Below are 20,147 nucleotides of genomic sequence, written 5' to 3' on the forward strand. Positions count from 1 at the left end.
ACAAATTGCTGGCAAAAATCCGCTAAGAATAATTTTTTTGGTAAGACCAATTAACAATTGGTGCGTATTTTTATACTTATTATAAAGTTTGGTGTTTATTTTTATTAAGTTGAATAGTTAATTAACAACTTCTATATAACTATTAGCTATAGTCGTTATTTCCTAAATGTATTGTAGGGCGCATGATTGCTGGGTTATGGCATGTAAATAAGTTGATTGTTATGTTGTTTATAGTTTAATTGGTTTTACCAATTTACAAGATGTAGACAAAGCGACTAGTTTTGTTATTATCCAGTGAATAAATATTTAATTAAATCGATTTTTTATTTTCGATATTGGTTTCAAGGGGGAGAAAAATGGATATAGGTGCTCTACTCACAACGGCTGGTAGCTTAATGCTAACTGGTATGGTTGGGGTGTTTGTATTTCTGTCGATATTAATTGGTGCAGTAACGCTTATGTCTAATTTGGTGACGCGCTATAGCGAACCAGAAGCATCACCAGCTAAATCACCGTCTTTTAAATCTCAAGGTGTGCCAAATGAGCACATCGCTGCTATTAGTGCTGCCATTGCTCAGTACAAATCAAATAATAAATAAGGGGCACACACATGGCTAAATTAAAATTAACAGAATTGGTATTACGCGATGCGCACCAATCATTACTCGCAACACGTATGCGCCTAGACGATATGCTACCGATTGCTAGCAAGTTAGACGATGCAGGTTACTGGTCTATTGAATCGTGGGGTGGTGCTACATTTGATTCGTGTATTCGTTATTTAGGCGAAGATCCTTGGGAGCGTATTCGTGCGCTTAAAAAAGCGATGCCTAATACTAAACAGCAAATGCTTTTACGCGGTCAAAACCTATTGGGTTACCGCCATTACGCTGATGACGTAGTTGAAAAATTTGTAGAACGCGCACATAAAAATGGCGTTGACGTATTTCGTATATTTGATGCAATGAACGATGTACGTAACTTAGAAACAGCGATTAAAGCGGCTATAAAAGTAGGCGCACATGCTCAAGGTACTATTTCATATACTGTAAGCCCTGTTCATACGCTTGATATGTGGTTAACTCTTGCTAAGCAATTAGAAGATTTAGGCTGTCACTCAATTTGTATTAAAGACATGGCGGGTTTATTAAAGCCGTACGATGCTGAAAAACTAATTAAAGCACTTAAAGAAACCGTATCGGTTCCTATTGCTATGCAGTGCCACGCTACAACTGGCTTAAGTACTGCGACTTATCAAAAAGCGATTGATGCAGGCATTGATATGCTTGATACCGCTATTTCATCTATGAGTATGACTTACGGACACACCGCAACTGAAACGATAGTATCGATAGTTGAAGGTACCGAGCGCGATACTGACCTTGATTTAAACCATCTAGAAGAAATTGCTGCTTACTTTAGAGATGTACGTAAAAAATATGCGGCATTTGAAGGTAGCTTAAAAGGGGTTGATGGTCGTATTTTACTAGCTCAAGTACCTGGTGGCATGCTTACAAACATGGAAAACCAACTTAAAGAGCAAGGCGCGGCAGATAAGCTTAATGAAGTTTTACTTGAGATCCCACGTGTACGTGAAGATCTTGGTTTTTTACCTTTAGTAACACCCACGTCGCAAATTGTAGGTACTCAAGCAGTACTTAACGTGCTAACCGGTGAGCGTTATAAAACAATCACTAAAGAAACTGCTGGCGTATTAAAAGGTGAATATGGCTTAACACCAGCACCAATGAATAAAGAGCTACAAGAGCGTGTGCTTGATGGAGCTGAGGTTATTACTTGTCGCCCTGCAGATAACATTGCACCAGAGCTTGCAACGCTTGAAGCTGAATTATTAAAAGAAGCGCAAGGTTTAACATTTGCTGATGATCAAATTGATGATGTACTAACTTATGCATTGTTTCCACAAGTTGGTTTTAAGTTTATTAAAAACCGCAACAACCCTGATGCATTTGAGCCTATTCCTACTGTTGAAGATAAGAGCAATAAGGTAGCACCAAAATCAGGCTCAAATAATAGTAGCGTTAAAGCTGAGCAATACAGCGTAAAAGTAGACGGTAAAGTTTACGATGTAGTTGTAGCGCAAGGTGGTGAACTCAAAGAAGTAACTTTAAAGGATTCTGAGCACATTCCTCAGTCTGCTTCAGTTGCATCAGGTGAAACACTTAATGCCCCTTTAGCCGGTAATATTTTTAAGATTAAGGTAAAAGCTGGGCAAGTTGTTAACGAAGGCGATGTAGTGATTATTATGGAAGCCATGAAAATGGAAACTGAAATACGCGCTACGCATACCGGAACAATCGCTGAAGTGTTAGTTAGTGAAGGCGATGCTGTAACTACCGGCGACGCTATGATTGCATTAGCTTAGGAGTAAATAGAGGATGGAAGGTATTTTAAACCTCTGGAATGCTACTGGCATTGCTAACTTTACAATCCCATCGTTAATTATGATTGCGGTAGGGTGTTTATTACTGTTTTTAGCGATAGCTAAAGGTTTTGAACCATTATTACTATTACCAATTGGTTTTGGTGCAATTTTAACAAATGTACCTGTGGCAGGTTTGTCAGACCCAGGTGGGCTATTGTATTACGTTTATTACGTGGGTATTGATACGGGGATTTTTCCGTTATTGATATTTATGGGAGTAGGGGCGCTGACCGACTTTAGCGCGCTTATTGCAAACCCACGTATGTTGCTATTAGGTGCGGCTGCACAATTTGGTATTTTTGCTACACTGTTTGGCGCAATATTACTTAACTATGTGCCAGGTTTTGAGTTTACTCTACAGGACGCATCGGCTATTGCCATTATTGGTGGTGCAGATGGACCAACGGCAATATTTTTAGCGTCAAAACTGGCACCTGATTTACTTGGTGCAATAGCGGTAGCCGCATATTCATACATGGCTCTTGTGCCAATTATTCAACCGCCAATTATGCGTGCGTTAACAACCCCAGAAGAACGTAAAATTAAGATGCCAGAGCTTCGCAAAGTATCTAAAAAGGAAAAGATTATTTTTCCTCTAATGGTACTTAGTTTAACGGCTATGTTTTTACCGGCTGCTATACCGCTTGTAGGTATGTTTTGTTTAGGTAACTTAATGCGAGAGTCGGGTGTTGTTGATAGATTAAGTAACAGTGCTCAAAACGAAATCATCAATGTTACAACTATATTTTTAGGTTTAGCTGTAGGCTCAAAGCTTGCTGCAGATAAGTTTTTAACTGTTGAGACGATTGGTATTTTAGTGCTTGGCGCACTGGCTTTTGCAATTGGTACGGCATCTGGCGTATTTATGGCAAAAGGACTTAACCGTATATCTAAAACACCTATAAACCCATTAATTGGGGCGGCAGGTGTATCGGCTGTGCCAATGGCGGCACGAGTAGTTAATAAAGTGGGCCTTGAAAGTAACCCACATAACTTTTTACTTATGCATGCTATGGGACCCAACGTAGCGGGTGTACTTGGTAGTGCAGTTGCTGCGGGTATTTTATTAGCACTTGTTGGCTAATAATTAACGTGGTAGTTAATAAATGATTTAGCGCAGTTTACTGCGCTTTTTTTTGTTCTTAATTTGTTCATCGCTAAATAGTTTCTTGTTCAGCGCTTTTTGTTTACAGTAACAGCTCTTCAAAATTTTAAGGATAGTTATCATGCTTCACACACCTTTAGCAAAGCACTTACCTCATGTTAGTAAGCTTGTATTCGGATGCATGGGTCTGGGCGGCGGTTGGAATAAAGACGCAATCACTGATGCACATGTTAAGCAAACTCATGAATGCATAGATAACGCTATTGAAGGTGGCATTAACTTTTTTGACCATGCTGATATTTATACTTTTGGTAAAGCGGAGCAGGTTTTTGGTAAAGCATTAAGCGAGCGACCAGAGCTTAGAGAGCACATGTATATTCAATCTAAGTGTGGGATTCGTTTTGAAGATGACTTAGGGCCAAAGCGCTATGATTTTTCATCAAAGTGGATTGAGCAATCAGTTGAAGCATCCTTGAAGCGATTAAATACAGACTATTTAGACGTACTTATGCTACATCGTCCTGATCCACTCATGGAAGTTAACGAAATTGCTCGTATATTTAGTTGCTTAAAAGAAAGCGGTAAAGTGCGCAATTTTGCCGTATCGAATATGCAGCAACATCAAATGAATTTTTTACAGCATGCACTTGATATGCCGATTGTGGCTAATCAAATTGAGGCTAGTTTACAAAAACATCAGTTTGTTGATGAAGGTGTATATGCCGGTAACAGTGACGGTAAAGATCTTAATTTTACGCCCGGTAGTATTGAGTACTGTCGCCATTTTGAAATTCAAATTCAAAGCTGGGGCAGTTTATGCCAAGGATTATACAGCGGCAGTGATTTATCAAACGCATCGCAGGCTGATATAAACACGAGTCTTTTAGTTAATAAGCTGGCTGCACTTTATGATACGTCTGCTGAGGCTATTGTTATTGCATGGTTACTGCGCCATCCCGCATCTATTCAGCCGATTATTGGAACAACTAATGCCAAGCGTATTAAAGCCTCTTGTGATGCTGTAAACGTACAACTAACTCGTGAGCATTGGTATGCACTTTATGTAAGCGCTAAAGGCCATGAGCTACCATAAGTAGGGCACTAATATGAATATATTCGTTATTTTAATTGGTTTGTTTGTCGCGCTAGCGATACTTATTCCATTGCTTGAAAAATATCAAAGTAAAATAGGGCTCAACGGTGCAACCAAATACAGCAAATATATTTGGCCATTAGTGATGATGTCCTTAGTGATTCAGCTCATTTATGTACTAATGTACTAATGGTTTTTAGCGTATACAAAAAAGCCTTTGCAGGTTTAACCTGCAAAGGCTTTTTTAATGTTTATTAATAAACTTTATTTAAGTGCTAACTGTAGCTCGCGATTACGCTCAAGTTGGGCAATAAAGTTATCTGCAATAGGTTTAAACTTAGCAAGTTCTGAGCGAGGTAATGGCTCTGATTTGGGAAGTTTTACTGTTTTAGGATTACGGTGAACGCCATTTACTAAAAATTCATAGTGTAAATGCGCGCCAGTAACACGACCAGTAGAACCTACAGTACCAATTTGTTGGCCCTGTTTAACTTTTTGGCCCGTTTTAACTAGTTTCTTATTTAGGTGTAAGTACTTAGTTACATATTGTGTGCCATGGCTAATAAATACGTAGTTACCGTTGTACTTGCTGTAACCCGCTTTAACTACCTTACCGTTACCTGATGCAACCACCGGTGTGCCAGTGCGTGCTGCAAAGTCGATACCACGGTGCGCTCTAACTTGCCCAGTAACTGGGTGTAAGCGACGAGGATTAAAGCTCGAACTAATATACTTAAAGCTTACAGGTGCACGTAAAAATGCTTTTTTCATGCTACGCCCTTCAGGCGTATAAAAATTGCCGTCGGTATGGCGAATCGCTGCAAAGCGCTGACCTTGGTTTACAAATTCAGCGGCAATAATTTTACCGGTACCAATAAACTCGCCATCAACATAATGAGACTCATAAATTAAGCCAAACACATCGCCTTTACGAATGTCGTTTGCAAAATCAACATCCCAACCAAATATGTCAGCAAAGTTCATTATTTGACGTTCGCTTAAACCTGCCGCTATTGCTGAAGTCCAAAAGTTGTTAGATATTTCGCCGCCAGCGGTTTTGGTTAGCGTTTCAATTTCTTTACTATCAATAGCTGTATCGTAGTTACCTTCTTCATTTAAGGTAACAAATAAAGTATCGGTTTTTGAAATCACATAGCGCAGTTGAGCCAAAGAGCCATCTTCAGCTGTCGCAAAGCTAAGTATTTCACCGGGGTGAATTTTAGTTAGCTTGCGCGTTTCTGCGTTAGTGTTAATTAGTTTATGGAGCGTTTGAGCTGAAAAACCAGCACGTTTGAAGATAATTGCTAAATTGTCGCCATTTTTAACTTTATGATCGACAAAGTCGTATTCTGGTAACTTTTCTGCTGCTTGCTCTGAATTTAACTCAGTTAATTTTTCGTTGTCATCAACTTTAACTTGTAACTCATAGCGCTTGCCTATCTCTAATGCATCTGCATTATTGTCTTTAGAAGCAGTCGCTTTTTCAGAAGGAAGAAATGCCAAGCCGGCAATAGCAGAAACTAAACCTAAAATAAGCAATTTGTGTTTTTTTGGGAGAGTGTTAACCACGTGAACCATAACGTGCCTTTTTCTGCTGTCAAGATAATAAATACATAATATTGCAGGATATACTTAATAATGTACGAATACTAGTGCTTTGTAGATTTAAACTAACCTTAAACTACGCTAAAATCAGGGTTAAGAAGCCTTTTTTAACGTCCTATCTAACTAAGACTCAATTCATTTTGTTTAGTTGCATTAATAACTTAAAAAGTTATTTTAATTAGGTAGAAATTTGTTATGTTAGCTACATATATATATTCGGTTTAAACCTATATTAAACCGTGATTACAAGTAACTAGTCCGCCCCTTCGTAGGCAGAATTTTGGAGTAACACAAAGTGGATTTACAAACCGCTCTAGCAGAGATAAAACGCGGTGCAGAAGAAATATTAATTGAAGACGAACTAGTTGAAAAACTAAAGTCGGGCAAAAAGCTAAAAATAAAAGCTGGCTTTGATCCTACAGCCCCTGATTTACATTTAGGGCACACTGTACTAATTAATAAAATGAAAACCTTTCAGGATTTAGGTCATGAGGTTATTTTCTTAATTGGTGACTTTACTGGCATGATTGGCGACCCAACAGGTAAAAACGTAACGCGTAAACCACTTACTCGCGAAGACGTACTAGCCAATGCCGAAACATATAAAGAACAAGTATTCAAAATTCTAGATCCTGCTAAAACCACTGTTGCATTTAACTCTACTTGGATGGAAAAGTTAGGCGCTGCAGGTATGATAAAACTTGCTGCTAACCAAACAGTAGCGCGCATGCTTGAACGTGATGACTTTAAAAAGCGTTACGGCAGCGGTCAACCAATTGCAATTCATGAGTTTTTATATCCACTGGTACAAGGTTGGGATTCGGTTGCACTAGAGTCAGATGTTGAACTGGGCGGTACTGATCAGCGCTTTAACTTGCTCATGGGTCGTGAGCTACAAAAAGTTGAAGGGCAAAAGCCGCAAACAGTATTAATGATGCCATTACTTGAAGGTACTGACGGCGTTCAAAAAATGTCTAAGTCGCTTGGTAACTATATTGGTATTACTGATGCGCCAAACGATATGTTTGGTAAAATAATGTCAATTAGTGATGTGCTAATGTGGCGTTATTACGATTTATTAAGCGCGCTTTCTATTGAAGAAATTGCAGCTCAAAAAGAACGTGTTGAGCAAGGTACTAACCCGCGCGATATTAAAATAGAACTAGCTAAAGAGTTAATTGCTCGTTTTCATAGTGAAGCTGATGCACAAGGTGCACATGATGATTTTATTCAGCGTTTTCAGAAAAAAGCGTTACCAGATGAAATCCCAGAGCTGACAATCACTATCGCAGAAGATACTATTTTAATTGCTAACTTGCTTAAAGAAGCAAATTTAGTAGTTAGTACGTCAGAAGCAATGCGTATGATTAAGCAAGGTGCAGTTAAACTTAACGGTGAAGATAAAATCACTGACACCAAACTTGAAATAGCAAAAGGCACAACAGCTATTTACCAAGTAGGTAAACGTAAGTTTGCAAACATCACTGTAGCTTAAATACCGTTTGAAAACTAAAAAACCAGCCTAGGCTGGTTTTTTAGTGCTCGTATTTTGGGGTCTGTAAATAGTTACGAGGTAGTCACTAAATAGTCACTAAATCACTTTTAATATTTCAATACTTACAATTACTAACAACCAAAATACACGCGCCTGATTTAATCTATTAATTATTACAGGTATATCCTCGGGTGTAGGTAGTCTATCAGTACCTATACGCATTTTATTAAAGCGAGTACCCAAATAAACTGCAGGCCCGCCCAGCTGCACACCAAGTGATGCAGAGCATGTGCTTAGTAGCCAACCTGTATTTGTTTGGTAAAAATGTCTGCCATAATGCTTTATGTAGTGCATGCTTTGTTTGCTCGCTCTACTTGCTGCAATAGTTAAAGCGAGTAAGCGCATTGGAATATACTCAATAATAAACAAGAGAGTTTTAAGCGGTTTTAAAAAGTAGCTATTTGGGGATATATCACTACGCCAGGCTTGTTGTATTAAAGTAAGCAATCGATAGGCGAGGGCAGCAATAGGGCCAAAGGCTAAAAATATAAATATAACTACGAAATAGTATCGAGCAGTGCGCAGTATTAAGCTTTCAATTAATGCTTTAATAATACCAGGAGATGAAAGCCTATTAACTTCACGGGCAAGCAGTGGTTTTAGTAATTCGCGTGCTGTCGATTTTTGATTTTGTTTAGTTAGCTTTGCAATGCGAAGTGCTTTTTTATCAATACTCTTACTTTCTAAGCATAAGTATAAAATAAGACCTGCGAGTAATTCAGGGTAAAAAGCAAACTCGAGTAGTAGCACTACAATAATGAGAATGACACTTAAAATGAGCGTGCTTGCGAGTATAGCTGCCAAATATTGATAGCTTTTAGGTTCTTTGCTTTTGTATATGCGCTTGCCAATAGCACTAAAAACAGCATTTAACGCTGTATTAGGATGATACCAGCTAATAAGGGGAATAAAGCGCTCAGCAAGGAGCGCTAGTATGAAGGCAATAAAGTCCAAGTGGTTTTGAACAATATTGCTAAGCATTTACAGAGACACTGCAGTTAGCTTTTCTAAAAGTGCGACAACCATTTTAGATGAGTTGATTGATGCTGTTTCTAGGTATTCTTCAAATGATTGTGGTGACTCTTTACCTGCTATATCAGACATTGAGCGAATTACAACAAATGGTGTGTTAAGCGTAAAACACGTTTGTGCAATTGAAGCGCCTTCCATTTCAACGGCAAGCATTGTAGGAAAATCACTGCGTGCTTTATCGATACGCACAGGGTCACACATAAATGTGTCACCAGTACAAATTAAGCCAACAAGTGTTTTAACATCACTGATTTGTTCGATTGTTTGTTGTGCTGCTTCAACTAATTTAGGGTGAGCTGCAAAGCCTGCTGGCATTTGTGGTACTTGGCCAATTTCGTAGCCAAAAGCAGTAACATCTACATCGTGATGACGTACTTCTGACGAAATTACTACGTCGCCAACACTTAGAGAAGGATCGAATCCACCGGCAGAGCCTGTGTTAATTACGCAATCAGGTTTGAAGTTATCAATCAGTAAGGTAGTTGCAATTGTTGATGCTACTTTACCAATACCAGATTGAACAAGTGTTACTGTGTTACCAGCCAATTCACCAGTATAAAAAGTGAAACCTGCTTTAGTTAAAATTTGTGGGTTTTGCATCGCTTCACGTAAAATTTTAACTTCTGGCTCCATTGCGCCAATAATACCAACATTCATAATGTTTAATTCCTGAGTTTGAATCACTTGATTATACGTGAAGTTAGCAATAAAAAACAAAAAAGCGAGCTTGTTTATGAGCTCGCTTTAAATACTTTTTAGGAGAGTATTTAATTTGGTTTTTAAATTTCAGCTAAAGCAGTTGTTTGTGCTTTGGCTTGAGAAGGTGAAAGTACCGCTGGCTTATGTGAGCGATTACGAACAGGGCGCTGCGTTTGTGTTGCTGCAGGCTTACCAAGTTTAAACATAATTGCATCGCGTACTTCAGAAGGACGGTAGCCTGATTTAACTTTCATACGAATATGTGGAATGCCCGCAGACTCTAGTGCACCGTTTACAAACCAGTCGCGTTGAGCTTTGTGACCATCTTTATTCGCATTGTTAACTAGGTCAACGGCCGCAACAATAGTGAGTTTTTCTTTATCGATTAATACAAAGTCGAGTTGCTTATTTTTAGCTTTAGCTAAAGCAGCACGTTTAGATTTAATAGAAAGACCTTGCTTACAGTCAATAACGTCAATTAACTTAACGCGACTAACAATTTTATATTGATCGCCTACAGCACGCTCGAGAAGATTTAAAAAAGCGCCTTCAACCTGCGTAAAAACAGTTTGCTTGCGGGTAAAAGGATACGGGTTTCCGCCATCGTCATTAAATTTTGACGCAACAACAGAAGCCCCGACAACTAATACTAGAATTAATAATAAAGCGAATTCCATACGGTAACTCCATAACAACAAATTGACACTGCTCAAATAAAGCAATTTACGTGCCTAAAAAGTATGAGTTATAAAATAATTACCAACTGTTTGTAAAAGCTAAAACTATGTAGCTATTAAGCTTTGTATCCACCTTCAATACCTTTAACCGCAATAGCTACAGCATCGTGTGCATGGAGTGATTCATAATGGTTTATTTGCAGCCAGTAATCGCTGTAATTGTCAGCATCTAGCAAGGCTTTAATTTTACGCGCTGCATCTTCACAAAACATAAGATTTTGACCATTTAAACGGGCAAATTCTTGCTCGTCTTCGCGTTTTACTGCCGCTTGTACAGGCGTTTTAAGTTCAGCTTCGAGGGTGTTTATTAGAGTCACTACGTCAAATTCTTGAATATTGCTATCAAGCTTTACTTTTACGTTGGCAATAGAGCGCTGCGAGTGAGGTGTAGCAACTATGCCTTGTGTAGTGCCTAGCCATTCGTGCACATCTTTTTGGCTTAAAGTTTCTTGGTTAAACTTTTCGTTAAACGCGTTTTGTATAAGCTGGCGTGCAAGTGCTGCAGAGCAAGGGCATGTTGAAGAATAGGTAACATCTACGGTTAGCTCGTAGCTAATAATGTTATTTTCAATTGTACTGGTAAGTACAACTGGGTAGCTTTTCCAGCCCGCTTTACCACTTAATAGTGATTTACGGCGTAGCGGTAATTCAAATTTAAATTCAATTTGTGCTTTATCACTCAGCCCTTCGTGGCTAGTTATAAAAGTATCGAGTGCTTGCGCTATTGTTTGCGGATTGACTTGCTGCTCAGTTGAAAGCAGGTCAAGTGCTAAAAATAGACGTGACATATGAATGCCTTTGGCATCTTCTTTATGCAAATTTACAAATGCACGAGCTTTGGCATTTACTGTAACTGGAGATAAGTCTCGTGACTCAAAAATAAATGGCAGTTCGATTTCGCCCATGCCAACCCAGTCTAATTTACCTGTTTGTAAAGCGGGTGCAGTGTCTGCTATATCTGGCATATTGGTTTGCATGTGCGCTACTCGTATTTTGGAGATAATAAAGCGGGGCATTTTACACTAAATAATTTATTGCTGAAATGATGAGTTTAAGAGATGAGCAAAATCAAACATGAAAAATTCTGTTTTTATCGCACAACATGGGTAGTGGTAGGAGAAAAATGCTAAAATCTGGGAAAATGGTATGTTTATACATGCGCATTGCCTTCTTTATATTTAAGCACACAGCTAAGAGATAAAATTACGTATGACCGATTATTCTTTGAGCCCTTGGGCTCGGGTACTTTCCAGCTCAATAACGCGATTTGGTGAATTTAAAACCGCAGCTATTTGTTACACTTTATTTTTAACTGTATCTCTTATTTTATCGAGCATGTTTTATTATGTTGCGATAGGCGAATTACACCTTGTTGATATTTTGGCTGTGGTATTTTTTACTGCTGTGGTTTCTCCTTTAATTATAAGTGTATTACTTAATTCAATTCGTCAATTAGATGCCTCGTATGCTTATTTAGATAGCGCAACCAAACAGGAAAAACTCTTAAACCAAACCCTAAAAGACAACATTAGCCGTTTAAATATTGAAATTGATGAGCGTAAAATGGCATTTCATGCCAAGCATCGCGCTATTGAAGAGCTGCGCCGAGAAATTGCTGAGCGTAAAAAAACACAACAAGAACTTGCCCAACAAAGTATGTTGCAACGCTCAATCGTTGATTCATCTCCCGATTTATTTTATTACCGCGATAACAACGGTGTATTTGCCGGCTGTAATAAAATGTTTGAAGAGGTAATGGGAAAATCAAGTAGTGAGCTAATAGGAAAAACGGTTGAGCAGATATTCCCGAGTCATTTTTTATCTGAGGTTTTAGCAACCGATAAAGAAGTAGAGCAAAGCCATAAAGCGCTGACTATCGATGTGGGTTATGAAGTAAATGGTGAAACACGTTGGTTTGAGCTGCGTAAATTACCTTTTATAAATGATGACGGTGACTACATTGGTTTACTGGGTTTTGGTCGTGATATCACTAGCCGTAAAGAAGCAGCACAAGCGCTCGAAACTGCCTATAAAGACAAAGGTAAGTTTATTGCTACGCTGAGCCATGAACTACGTACTCCTTTAAATGGCATTGTTGGTTTAACGCGTATGTTATTAGATACAGAGCTTAATAAGCAGCAGCGTAGTTGGGGTAATACTATTTTTTCGAGTGCTGAAACACTCGGTAATATTTTTAACGATATTATAGATTTAGATAAAATAGATAGAGATCAGCTCGATATAGCAACTAATTCTATTAATGTGTCAGACTTTATAAACGATGTAGTTAATTTTGCAGGCTTAATAGCAGAGCAAAAAGAGCTTGAGTTTGATATTAAGCGCAATGGCATACTTGATGTTTACGCGCAGCTCGATCCGACTCGATTACGCCAAGTTGTTTGGAACTTAATTAACAACGCCGTTAAGTTTACTCAGCAAGGCAAAGTAACACTCGAATGCAGCAGAGAAAATCGCGTAGAAGGCCCATGGTTAGTTATTAAGGTACTAGATACAGGTCAAGGTATTCCACCAGAGCAGCTTGCCCATATATTTGATATGTATTACAAAGCGCCGGATTTAAAAGGGACTAACGCGATAGGCTCAGGTATTGGTTTAGCTGTAACTAAGGCACTTGTAAGTGCAATGAAAGGGATAATTACGGTAAATAGTACTGAAGGCGAAGGAAGTTGTTTTACAGTGCAAATACCGCTTAGTTTATGTGTTGCACCAACAGAGCAAAGTTATGTTGGCCGTGGTTTGTATATTCTACTAGTAGAAGATGTGCCTCTTAACGCCGAAATTGCTACAAATCTATTAGAGCAACGAGGCCATGAAGTGTTATGGGCTGAAACCGGTGAAGATGCACTCTCATTCGTCGAAACCGAAGATGACTTAGATTTAGTACTACTTGATATGCAATTGCCAGATATAAACGGTGACGTGGTTGCTAAGCAAATACGTTCAGATAGCCACTTTGATAAATTACCTATTGTTGCTTTAACTGCCAATGTACGCAGTGCTGAAAAAGAGCTTGAAGGTATATCAATACAAGGTGCGTTGGCTAAGCCAATTAACACAGTTAAGCTTGATAAAATGCTGGCTGACTTATTTGGCATTAAACAAAGTGAATGCACAGAGCCACAGCTAAAAGTAAGTGAAGAAGCGCTAAAGGGCATTGATGCACACTTATTAGATATTGAAACAATAGAAGACTTTGTAAATTCGATGGGCTTGGTTGTATTTAGACGCAGTAGTCAGTTATTTGAAAAGCTAAGTCCACAATATCAGCAAGAATTACTTACTTCATTAAATGCCGGCGATAGAGAAGAGTATGAATCAGTAGCGCATAAACTTAAAGGTGCGGCTGGATCGGTAGGTTTAAATGATGTGCAGCTTCATGCCAAAATAATGGAGCATGGTGCGATTGATGAATCTGATGAAGTGTTAAAGCAGTGGTTAGATGTTTTAGCAGATAAAATAAATGAAGGACAAAAAGCCCTTCATTTATTTTTACAGCAATTAGAGTAAAACTAATTAGCTCTAATTAAGCGTCAATTTTACCAATGAAACGGTAACCTTCACCATGGATGGTGCTGATTAACTCTGACGTTGAGTTATCACTTTCAAAATGCTTACGAATGCGACGAATAGTAACATCAACAGTACGGTCATTTGCACGAAGCTCACGGCCTGTCATGTGCTTGATTAATTGCTCACGACTAAAAATACGACCTGGAGAATCAAGCATTAAACGAAGTGCTCTGTACTCACCTTTTGGTAAACGTTTAGCGTCGCCATTTGGAGAAGTAAGACAACGGCTATTCTCATCAAGTTCCCAACCGTTAAACGTAATAACACCATTTGTTTCTAGTGCTGACTCTTCACCGCCTAAAGCAGTACGAGTAATAAGGTTGCGAGCTCTAATAGTTAATTCACGCGGGTTGAATGGCTTAGTAACGTAGTCATCTGCGCCAATTTCAAGACCTAAAATACGGTCAACATCGTTATCACGACCCGTTAGAAATATAAGACCTACTTTACGCTTTTGGCGTAATTCACGGGCTAAAATAAGACCGTTTTTACCAGGAAGGTTGATATCCATAACTACAAGATTAACGTCATCGTTATTTGTAAGCTTGTCATGCATATCATCGCCATCAATGGCTTCAATAACTTTGTACCCTTCAGCTTCAAATAAACTAACTAGGTTCAGTCGAGTTACGTCTTCATCTTCTACGATTAGAATGACTGGCGTTTGCATTATTAATTAACCTTTTGGAATATTTTATTTATAAAAAAAACCGGTGACGAATTTATAACCGATTACTAGAGATTATAGGATTATACCCATTTGTTAACAAGGAAAAAACAAATTGGATAAAAATAAAACAGTAGGGTGTCCAAAGTCTACTAAAAAGGGCAGTGCAAAAACTACTGTTTAATTGATATATACGTGGATGTAGCTATTTGAATCATAAAGTCGAAGCCATTTTCCTTTAATAATTGATACATCATTCAATCAAACAAGGTACTTAAAATAATCAGACTAATTCAAAGCAAAACTATATCACTTTCTAACCTTTCATCAATGTATGTGATACAGCAAAGATAAAAAAGTTCATAAATCGCTTGGTAATATTTATTTAATGCAATTAAATAATGTTACGCGCTTATCACATGCCTCATTAATGAGGTCATTAAATGCTAATTCAAGGATAAATTTTAAATATATGCACTTTTTAGTGATCTTTATTTAAGGAATAGTAATTATAAAGCGAGCACCGTGTTTTTCTTCAAGATCAAACATAACTCTTCCGCCAAGTGCTTGTGTTACTAGGTTGTAGACCAAGTGCATGCCTAAGCCGCTTGCGCCTTGTCCACGCTTTGAAGTTACAAACGGGTCAAAAATTCTATTTTTAATGTTTTTATCAACGCCTTGACCATTGTCAGAATAAACTATTGTTAATTTTTTCCCTACTAGTTCTACGTCAAAGCGAATTTCATTATTTTCTTTACCTATAAATCCATGAATCACAGAGTTCATAAGCAACTGCTGAAACACTTGTTGCAGAGGTTCAGACTTACTATGAATAGCCAAGTCGGTCGGACAGTTAATAATAACGACAGGCTTTTTAGGCAGTAGTTCAGATTGAATCGATGTTAAAACATCACTTATTAATTTATGTACATTAATATAGGTATTAACACCGTCGTCTTGAATAACGGCCACTTTTTTAAAGTTAGATATCAGGTCTGCGGCACGATTTAGATTACGATAAATTAAGTCTAAGTTTTCAATACCTTCATCTATAAAGCGTTTTAGATGGCTTGAGGTAAGTTTTTTATCGTCAAAGCTTTGCTGTATATCTGCCAGTTTATCTCGAAGTAATGTAGAGCCTGTAATACCTAGCCCTATTGGTGTATTCACTTCATGGGCAACCCCAGCAACCATTTGCCCAAGCGATGCCATTTTTTCGTTTTCAACAATTTGCGTTTGGTACTGATGCATTCGCTCAAGGGTTGATAAAAGCTCTTGATTTGCTTCTCTGAGAGCGATTGTTCGCTGGTTTACTTTTTCTTCAAGGCTTTGGTTTAGTTGTTTTATTTCTTGTTTATCTTTTTCGTGGCGCTCAAGTTGCTTTTTGGTGCGTGTAAGCATGATATTTAAACTATTTGAAAGAGCGGTTATTTCTTTTACATCGGTTATTGGCGCGCGTGCATCATAGTTATGATTTTTAGATACATCCTGCAATAGCATGCTTAACTGCTCTATTGGCTTGGCTATACGTCGTTGAACTTTTATAGCAATAAAGTAAACAACGATTAAAATTAATAGAGTTAATAGCACGTCTATTAATATTTTTCTCTCAATATAAGTCTCTAAACTTTCGAGGCTCCCTCGCATATATACATAACCTACCAACTTTTCGTTATCGTAAATAGGGCGGGTTAGTTCAATATGATCGCTCGTAATTCGTGGCGTTTTTAGCTCATCAACACTGTCTATTCTTAACGGCACTGGAGGCGTTTTTTTTGCATTAAAGCTAATAAAAAAAACAGGTTTTTGAGATGCTTTTTCTATTGAATAAATATGTATGTTTTTTACAAGGGGGATATTTTCAAATGACTTGAGGCGTTTTTCTTCTGTTTTTCTATCATCTTCAACTACTGATTTACCAGCATCAAAAGCTACAATTTCAGAAAGGATGACGAGTTTATTAATGATTAATTGCTTTTGCTCTTTTACGCTTAAATAAGTAGATATCGAAATAGATAGCGACAAGCAAATAGCTGTAATAAGCATAATTAAATTTATGAGTGCTTTGCGAATGCTACTTTGATGAACTTTTTTAGGCATTATTTCGTTATCGCCTGAATTAATTTTGATTATTTAGAGTTTTAGTTTAGCAAAGACGGGAGAAAATGAAGGAAAAAAGCTAAATTAATTCTTATATTTATGCGAAGGTTAGCTTGAGCGCGTTTGCACTCAAGCATTTTTAAAAATAATACTAGCTGCTATATACGGCAAACTTGTTATTTTTAAATACCGTTTGGTAGCTTTCAAATTGCGTTTCTAAAATAGGCGGGTATTTTAAAAAGCTATTAGCAACAATATTCAGCTTTCCTATTTTAGTTAAATGCTGTTTTGCATTTGCTAAAAATGTTTCTGCTACTGTGTAGTCGGTTGCAATACCTGTATGAAAAGGTGGATTGCTAATAATTAAATCAAACTTACCGGTAATGCTTTTAAGGCCGTCACTTAATATCGCTTCGCCTTTGATGCTGTTAAGCTTTAGAGTCTGCTGTGTTGCGTAAGTTGCCAGTGCACTTACATCACTACACACAAACTCGAGTGCTGGATTATGCAGCCCTAAAAAGGTTGCTATTAAACCTGCGCCACAACCAAAGTCGAGAACCCTACCTTGCTTAATTGTCGGTGCGTTTTCGAGTAGAACTTTCGTTCCCATATCTAAACTACCGTGATTAAACACCCCTGGGACACTAATAGCTGTAAACTCGGTGTCGGCAACATTAACAACAAACTTTTTATGGTAGGTCGTAATATCAAAATCAGGGTGCTGGGTAATCTCAGCAAATGAGTAAAGAACGCAGTGCTTAGCTGAATCAATTTTGTTACTAAACTCAGCTTTACCAGCTAATTGCTTTTCAATTGATTTAACACCACTTTTGTTTTCACCTACCACCAATAGTTCGGCATCATCAGTAATAGCAGATCGAATATTATCAAGCGCCATTAATAACTCAGGTTTTGATTTAGGATAGTAAAGAATAACTAAATTGTAGCCGTTACCAGGTATTGTGTGATTTACACAAATCTCAACGTCTTTGGTGTTTTTAGCAAACTCACCGTTAGCATGGTTGTAGCTAAATGCAGTTACCTTGCTTTGCGGGTTAAGTTTTTTAAGCTCTGTTAAAAAGCCATCTTGAACAAAGTTGACCACCAAGATAGATTTGCCCGTTAGTGCCTCGCTATTACGAAGTAACAGTAAACTTGGGTTGGTTAGTACGCTCATAAATGGCTTTGCCTTACAGTATGTTTAGTTTTATTAAAAATAAAAGTGAGTGCTTAAAGTTACTAATTACTCAGTACGTTCAAACATTAAATCCCACACGCCATGACCTAGGCGATGTCCGCGTTGCTCAAACTTAGTAAGCGGGCGCAAATCTGGACGTGGAACATAATCGTTTGTTTCTGATTGGTTTTTAAAACCAGGAGCTACATTCATTACTTCGAGCATATGCTCTGCATAGTTTTCCCAATCTGTTGCCATATGAAAAACGCCACCCATTTTCAGTTGGGCTCTTAGTTTTTCAACAAACTCAGTTTGCACGATACGGCGTTTATGATGACGCTTTTTATGCCAAGGATCAGGGAAAAACAACTGTAGTGTTGTTAAGCTTTCATTAGGTATACAGTCTGCAAGTACTTCAACTGCATCGTGTTCAAAAATACGTAAGTTAGTAATGCCTGCTTCATCGGCATCCATTAAACAAGCACCAACGCCTGGGCGGTGTACTTCAATACCAATAAAGTTTAGGTGAGGGGCATTTGTTGCCATTTCGACAAGCGATTTACCCATACCAAAACCAATTTCTACTACTACATCGTTGTTGTTGCCAAAAACTTCGCTTAAATCAAGCATACCGTTTTTATGCTCTAGACCCATTGTTGGCCAGCATTTTTCGATTGCAGCGGCTTGGCCTTTGGTTAATCGACCTTCGCGTTTTACAAAACTGCGAATGGTGCGGATGTATTTACCTTCTTGCTTAGCTTGCTCAAGGTTAGTGTTGCTTGATTCACTCATATTATTGGCCTGACAAAAACAATGTGTTTAAAAATGGTTGCATATTATCCCTGACCGAGCCCGCAATCACAAGTATTAGCTGGTTTTACACGCCCTATAGCTTGATCTTTTTATTAACTACAATAGACTGAGCCGCCATTGAGCATCAGTAAAAGTACAATATGTTGGATTTAAATAAAGAACAGTCTAATTCGTTTTCTAATCAAGTCGTTGATTGGTATCACCTTCATGGGCGTAAAACACTTCCATGGCAGTTGGGTAAAACACCTTATAAAGTGTGGGTGTCTGAGGTGATGCTCCAGCAAACTCAAGTTATTACTGTTATCCCATATTTTGAAAAATTTATGCAAAGCTTTCCAGATATTATTGCTTTAGCCGATGCTGATGAAGATTTAGTACTGCATCACTGGACCGGCTTAGGGTATTACGCTCGTGCGCGTAACTTACATAAAACAGCTAAAATAGTACGTGACAAGTACCAAGGCGAATTTCCGCAAACGCTTGATGAAGTAATGGATTTACCGGGAATAGGGCGCTCTACTGCCGGGGCTGTTTTATCATTGTCGCTTGGACAGCATCATCCAATTTTAGATGGGAATGTTAAGCGAGTCTTAGCGCGCTACTTTATGATAGAAGGTTGGTACGGTGTTAAAAAAGTCGAAAACCAGCTTTGGCATTTATCAGAGCAATTAACACCTAAAAATAATGTCACCGAATTTAATCAAGCTATGATGGATTTAGGTGCGAGTGTTTGCTCACGCAGCCGGTTTGATTGCGAGGCTTGCCCATTAAATTCAGGTTGTGGTGCTTTTAATGCAGGTAAAGTAAAAGAGTTTCCACATTCTAAACCTAAAAAAGCAGTGCCGAAGAAGAGTTGTCATCAGTTAATTGTTCAGTGTGGCGATAAAGTGCTTATGGAAAAACGCCCTAACAGCGGTATTTGGGGAGGACTATTTGGCTTTTTTGAATTTAATGAGTACGAGGAGCTTCAAATGTTTTTAGCTCAGCAAGGATTAGAAGCCAACTTAGTAGAGCTTGAAGCGTTTATTCATGTGTTTTCACATTTTGAGCTGAAGATTAATCCGCATGTGCTCAATGTTAAGAACATTCCTGATGTAGTAAATGACAAACAATTAGTGTGGTATCCGCTTGATCAATCAATAGAGGTTGGCCTAGCAGCGCCAACTAAAAAGTTGGTTAAACAAATTACAGCAATAGTATAGAATAGCCCCATATTTAGCGTTAGAGAGAATCAATCATGGCACGTACAGTATTTTGTCAAAAGTTACAAAAAGAAGCCGAAGGGCTTGGCTTTCAGTTATACCCTGGTGAAGTTGGTGAAAAGATTTTTAATAACATCTCTAAAGAAGCGTGGGGTCAGTGGCAGCATAAGCAAACAATGCTTATTAACGAAAAGCATTTAAATATGATGGATCCAGAGCACCGCACATTTTTAGAAGAGCAAATGGTTGGCTTTTTGTTTGAAAACAAAGATGTGGAAATTGAAGGTTATCGACCGCCTGAAAAATAATATTTTGAACATAAAAA

18 protein-coding genes are annotated in these 20,147 nt (G+C 38.1%); 9 read left to right on the forward strand and 9 right to left on the reverse strand.

Annotated elements, in window-relative coordinates; all coding sequences use genetic code 11:
- Nucleotides 1–356: 356 nt before the first annotated feature.
- The 5 genes from CXF76_RS15940 to CXF76_RS20725 all read left to right on the forward strand — a co-directional run bounded on the left by CXF76_RS15940 (nucleotide 357) and on the right by CXF76_RS20725 (nucleotide 4,834).
- Complete coding sequence (locus CXF76_RS15940; protein ID WP_007583814.1) at nucleotides 357–599, forward strand: OadG family protein; 243 nt, start codon at nucleotides 357–359, stop codon at nucleotides 597–599.
- Between the two features lie 11 nt (nucleotides 600–610).
- The gene (gene oadA, locus CXF76_RS15945; RefSeq protein WP_101164119.1) at nucleotides 611–2,386 is read left to right on the forward strand and encodes a sodium-extruding oxaloacetate decarboxylase subunit alpha; all 1,776 of its coding nucleotides are present in this window, start codon (nucleotides 611–613) and stop codon (nucleotides 2,384–2,386) included.
- A 13-nt stretch (nucleotides 2,387–2,399) separates the two neighbouring features.
- A complete protein-coding gene (locus tag CXF76_RS15950) occupies nucleotides 2,400–3,530 on the forward strand; it encodes a sodium ion-translocating decarboxylase subunit beta (protein WP_002961942.1) in 1,131 nt (376 codons plus the stop codon).
- 142 nt (nucleotides 3,531–3,672) lie between these two features.
- Nucleotides 3,673–4,644 (forward strand): aldo/keto reductase, encoded by a 972-nt coding sequence (locus tag CXF76_RS15955; RefSeq protein WP_007583820.1) that lies wholly within the window; start codon nucleotides 3,673–3,675, stop codon nucleotides 4,642–4,644.
- A gap of 13 nt (nucleotides 4,645–4,657) precedes the next feature.
- Nucleotides 4,658–4,834, forward strand: coding sequence for a hypothetical protein (locus CXF76_RS20725; RefSeq protein ID WP_165722091.1), 177 nt, complete (start codon nucleotides 4,658–4,660; stop codon nucleotides 4,832–4,834).
- Nucleotides 4,835–4,908: 74 nt separating this feature from the next.
- Here CXF76_RS20725 and CXF76_RS15960 read toward each other — a convergent pair whose 3' ends face one another.
- Entirely contained in the window at nucleotides 4,909–6,222 is a 1,314-nt protein-coding gene (locus CXF76_RS15960) for a peptidoglycan DD-metalloendopeptidase family protein (RefSeq protein ID WP_007585425.1), read from the reverse strand.
- A 322-nt stretch (nucleotides 6,223–6,544) separates the two neighbouring features.
- On the opposite strand from CXF76_RS15960, the gene tyrS reads away from it, so the two are divergent.
- Entirely contained in the window at nucleotides 6,545–7,744 is a 1,200-nt protein-coding gene (gene tyrS, locus CXF76_RS15965) for a tyrosine--tRNA ligase (RefSeq protein WP_007585427.1), read from the forward strand.
- Nucleotides 7,745–7,840: 96 nt separating this feature from the next.
- Here the strand turns inward: tyrS and CXF76_RS15970 are convergent, their stop codons facing one another.
- The 4 genes from CXF76_RS15970 to folE2 all read right to left on the reverse strand — a co-directional run bounded on the left by CXF76_RS15970 (nucleotide 7,841) and on the right by folE2 (nucleotide 11,249).
- Nucleotides 7,841–8,785: a cobalamin biosynthesis protein CobD/CbiB gene (locus CXF76_RS15970; protein WP_024607950.1), complete on the reverse strand. Its 945-nt coding sequence runs from the start codon at nucleotides 8,783–8,785 to the stop codon at nucleotides 7,841–7,843.
- Complete coding sequence (gene mtnN, locus CXF76_RS15975) at nucleotides 8,786–9,493, reverse strand: 5'-methylthioadenosine/S-adenosylhomocysteine nucleosidase (protein WP_024607949.1); 708 nt, start codon at nucleotides 9,491–9,493, stop codon at nucleotides 8,786–8,788.
- Nucleotides 9,494–9,615: 122 nt separating this feature from the next.
- Entirely contained in the window at nucleotides 9,616–10,212 is a 597-nt protein-coding gene (locus tag CXF76_RS15980; protein WP_007582968.1) for a DUF2726 domain-containing protein, read from the reverse strand.
- Between the two features lie 116 nt (nucleotides 10,213–10,328).
- A complete protein-coding gene (gene folE2 / locus CXF76_RS15985; RefSeq protein ID WP_024607948.1) occupies nucleotides 10,329–11,249 on the reverse strand; it encodes a GTP cyclohydrolase FolE2 in 921 nt (306 codons plus the stop codon).
- 232 nt (nucleotides 11,250–11,481) lie between these two features.
- On the opposite strand from folE2, the gene arcB reads away from it, so the two are divergent.
- Nucleotides 11,482–13,800, forward strand: coding sequence for an aerobic respiration two-component sensor histidine kinase ArcB (gene arcB / locus CXF76_RS15990; protein ID WP_101164120.1), 2,319 nt, complete (start codon nucleotides 11,482–11,484; stop codon nucleotides 13,798–13,800).
- A gap of 16 nt (nucleotides 13,801–13,816) precedes the next feature.
- Here the strand turns inward: arcB and arcA are convergent, their stop codons facing one another.
- The 4 genes from arcA to trmB all read right to left on the reverse strand — a co-directional run bounded on the left by arcA (nucleotide 13,817) and on the right by trmB (nucleotide 18,599).
- Nucleotides 13,817–14,533 carry a two-component system response regulator ArcA gene (gene arcA / locus CXF76_RS15995; protein ID WP_002962549.1) on the reverse strand — a complete coding sequence of 239 codons (717 nt, stop codon included), beginning with the start codon at nucleotides 14,531–14,533 and terminating at the stop codon, nucleotides 13,817–13,819.
- Between the two features lie 492 nt (nucleotides 14,534–15,025).
- Entirely contained in the window at nucleotides 15,026–16,630 is a 1,605-nt protein-coding gene (locus tag CXF76_RS16000; RefSeq protein ID WP_007582962.1) for a sensor histidine kinase, read from the reverse strand.
- A gap of 151 nt (nucleotides 16,631–16,781) precedes the next feature.
- A complete protein-coding gene (locus CXF76_RS16005) occupies nucleotides 16,782–17,807 on the reverse strand; it encodes a methyltransferase (protein ID WP_101164121.1) in 1,026 nt (341 codons plus the stop codon).
- A 66-nt stretch (nucleotides 17,808–17,873) separates the two neighbouring features.
- Entirely contained in the window at nucleotides 17,874–18,599 is a 726-nt protein-coding gene (gene trmB, locus CXF76_RS16010) for a tRNA (guanosine(46)-N7)-methyltransferase TrmB (protein WP_007582957.1), read from the reverse strand.
- A gap of 161 nt (nucleotides 18,600–18,760) precedes the next feature.
- Here trmB and mutY point away from each other — a divergent pair, with 161 nt between their 5' ends.
- Together mutY and CXF76_RS16020 are read left to right on the forward strand one after the other, a co-directional pair.
- Entirely contained in the window at nucleotides 18,761–19,822 is a 1,062-nt protein-coding gene (gene mutY / locus CXF76_RS16015) for an A/G-specific adenine glycosylase (protein WP_101164122.1), read from the forward strand.
- A gap of 35 nt (nucleotides 19,823–19,857) precedes the next feature.
- Nucleotides 19,858–20,130, forward strand: a complete 273-nt coding sequence (locus CXF76_RS16020; RefSeq protein WP_007582954.1) for an oxidative damage protection protein — start codon at nucleotides 19,858–19,860, stop codon at nucleotides 20,128–20,130.
- Nucleotides 20,131–20,147: the final 17 nt, after the last annotated feature.

The organism is Pseudoalteromonas sp. 78C3, assembly GCF_002836695.1.
GTDB lineage: Bacteria > Pseudomonadota > Gammaproteobacteria > Enterobacterales > Alteromonadaceae > Pseudoalteromonas > Pseudoalteromonas arctica.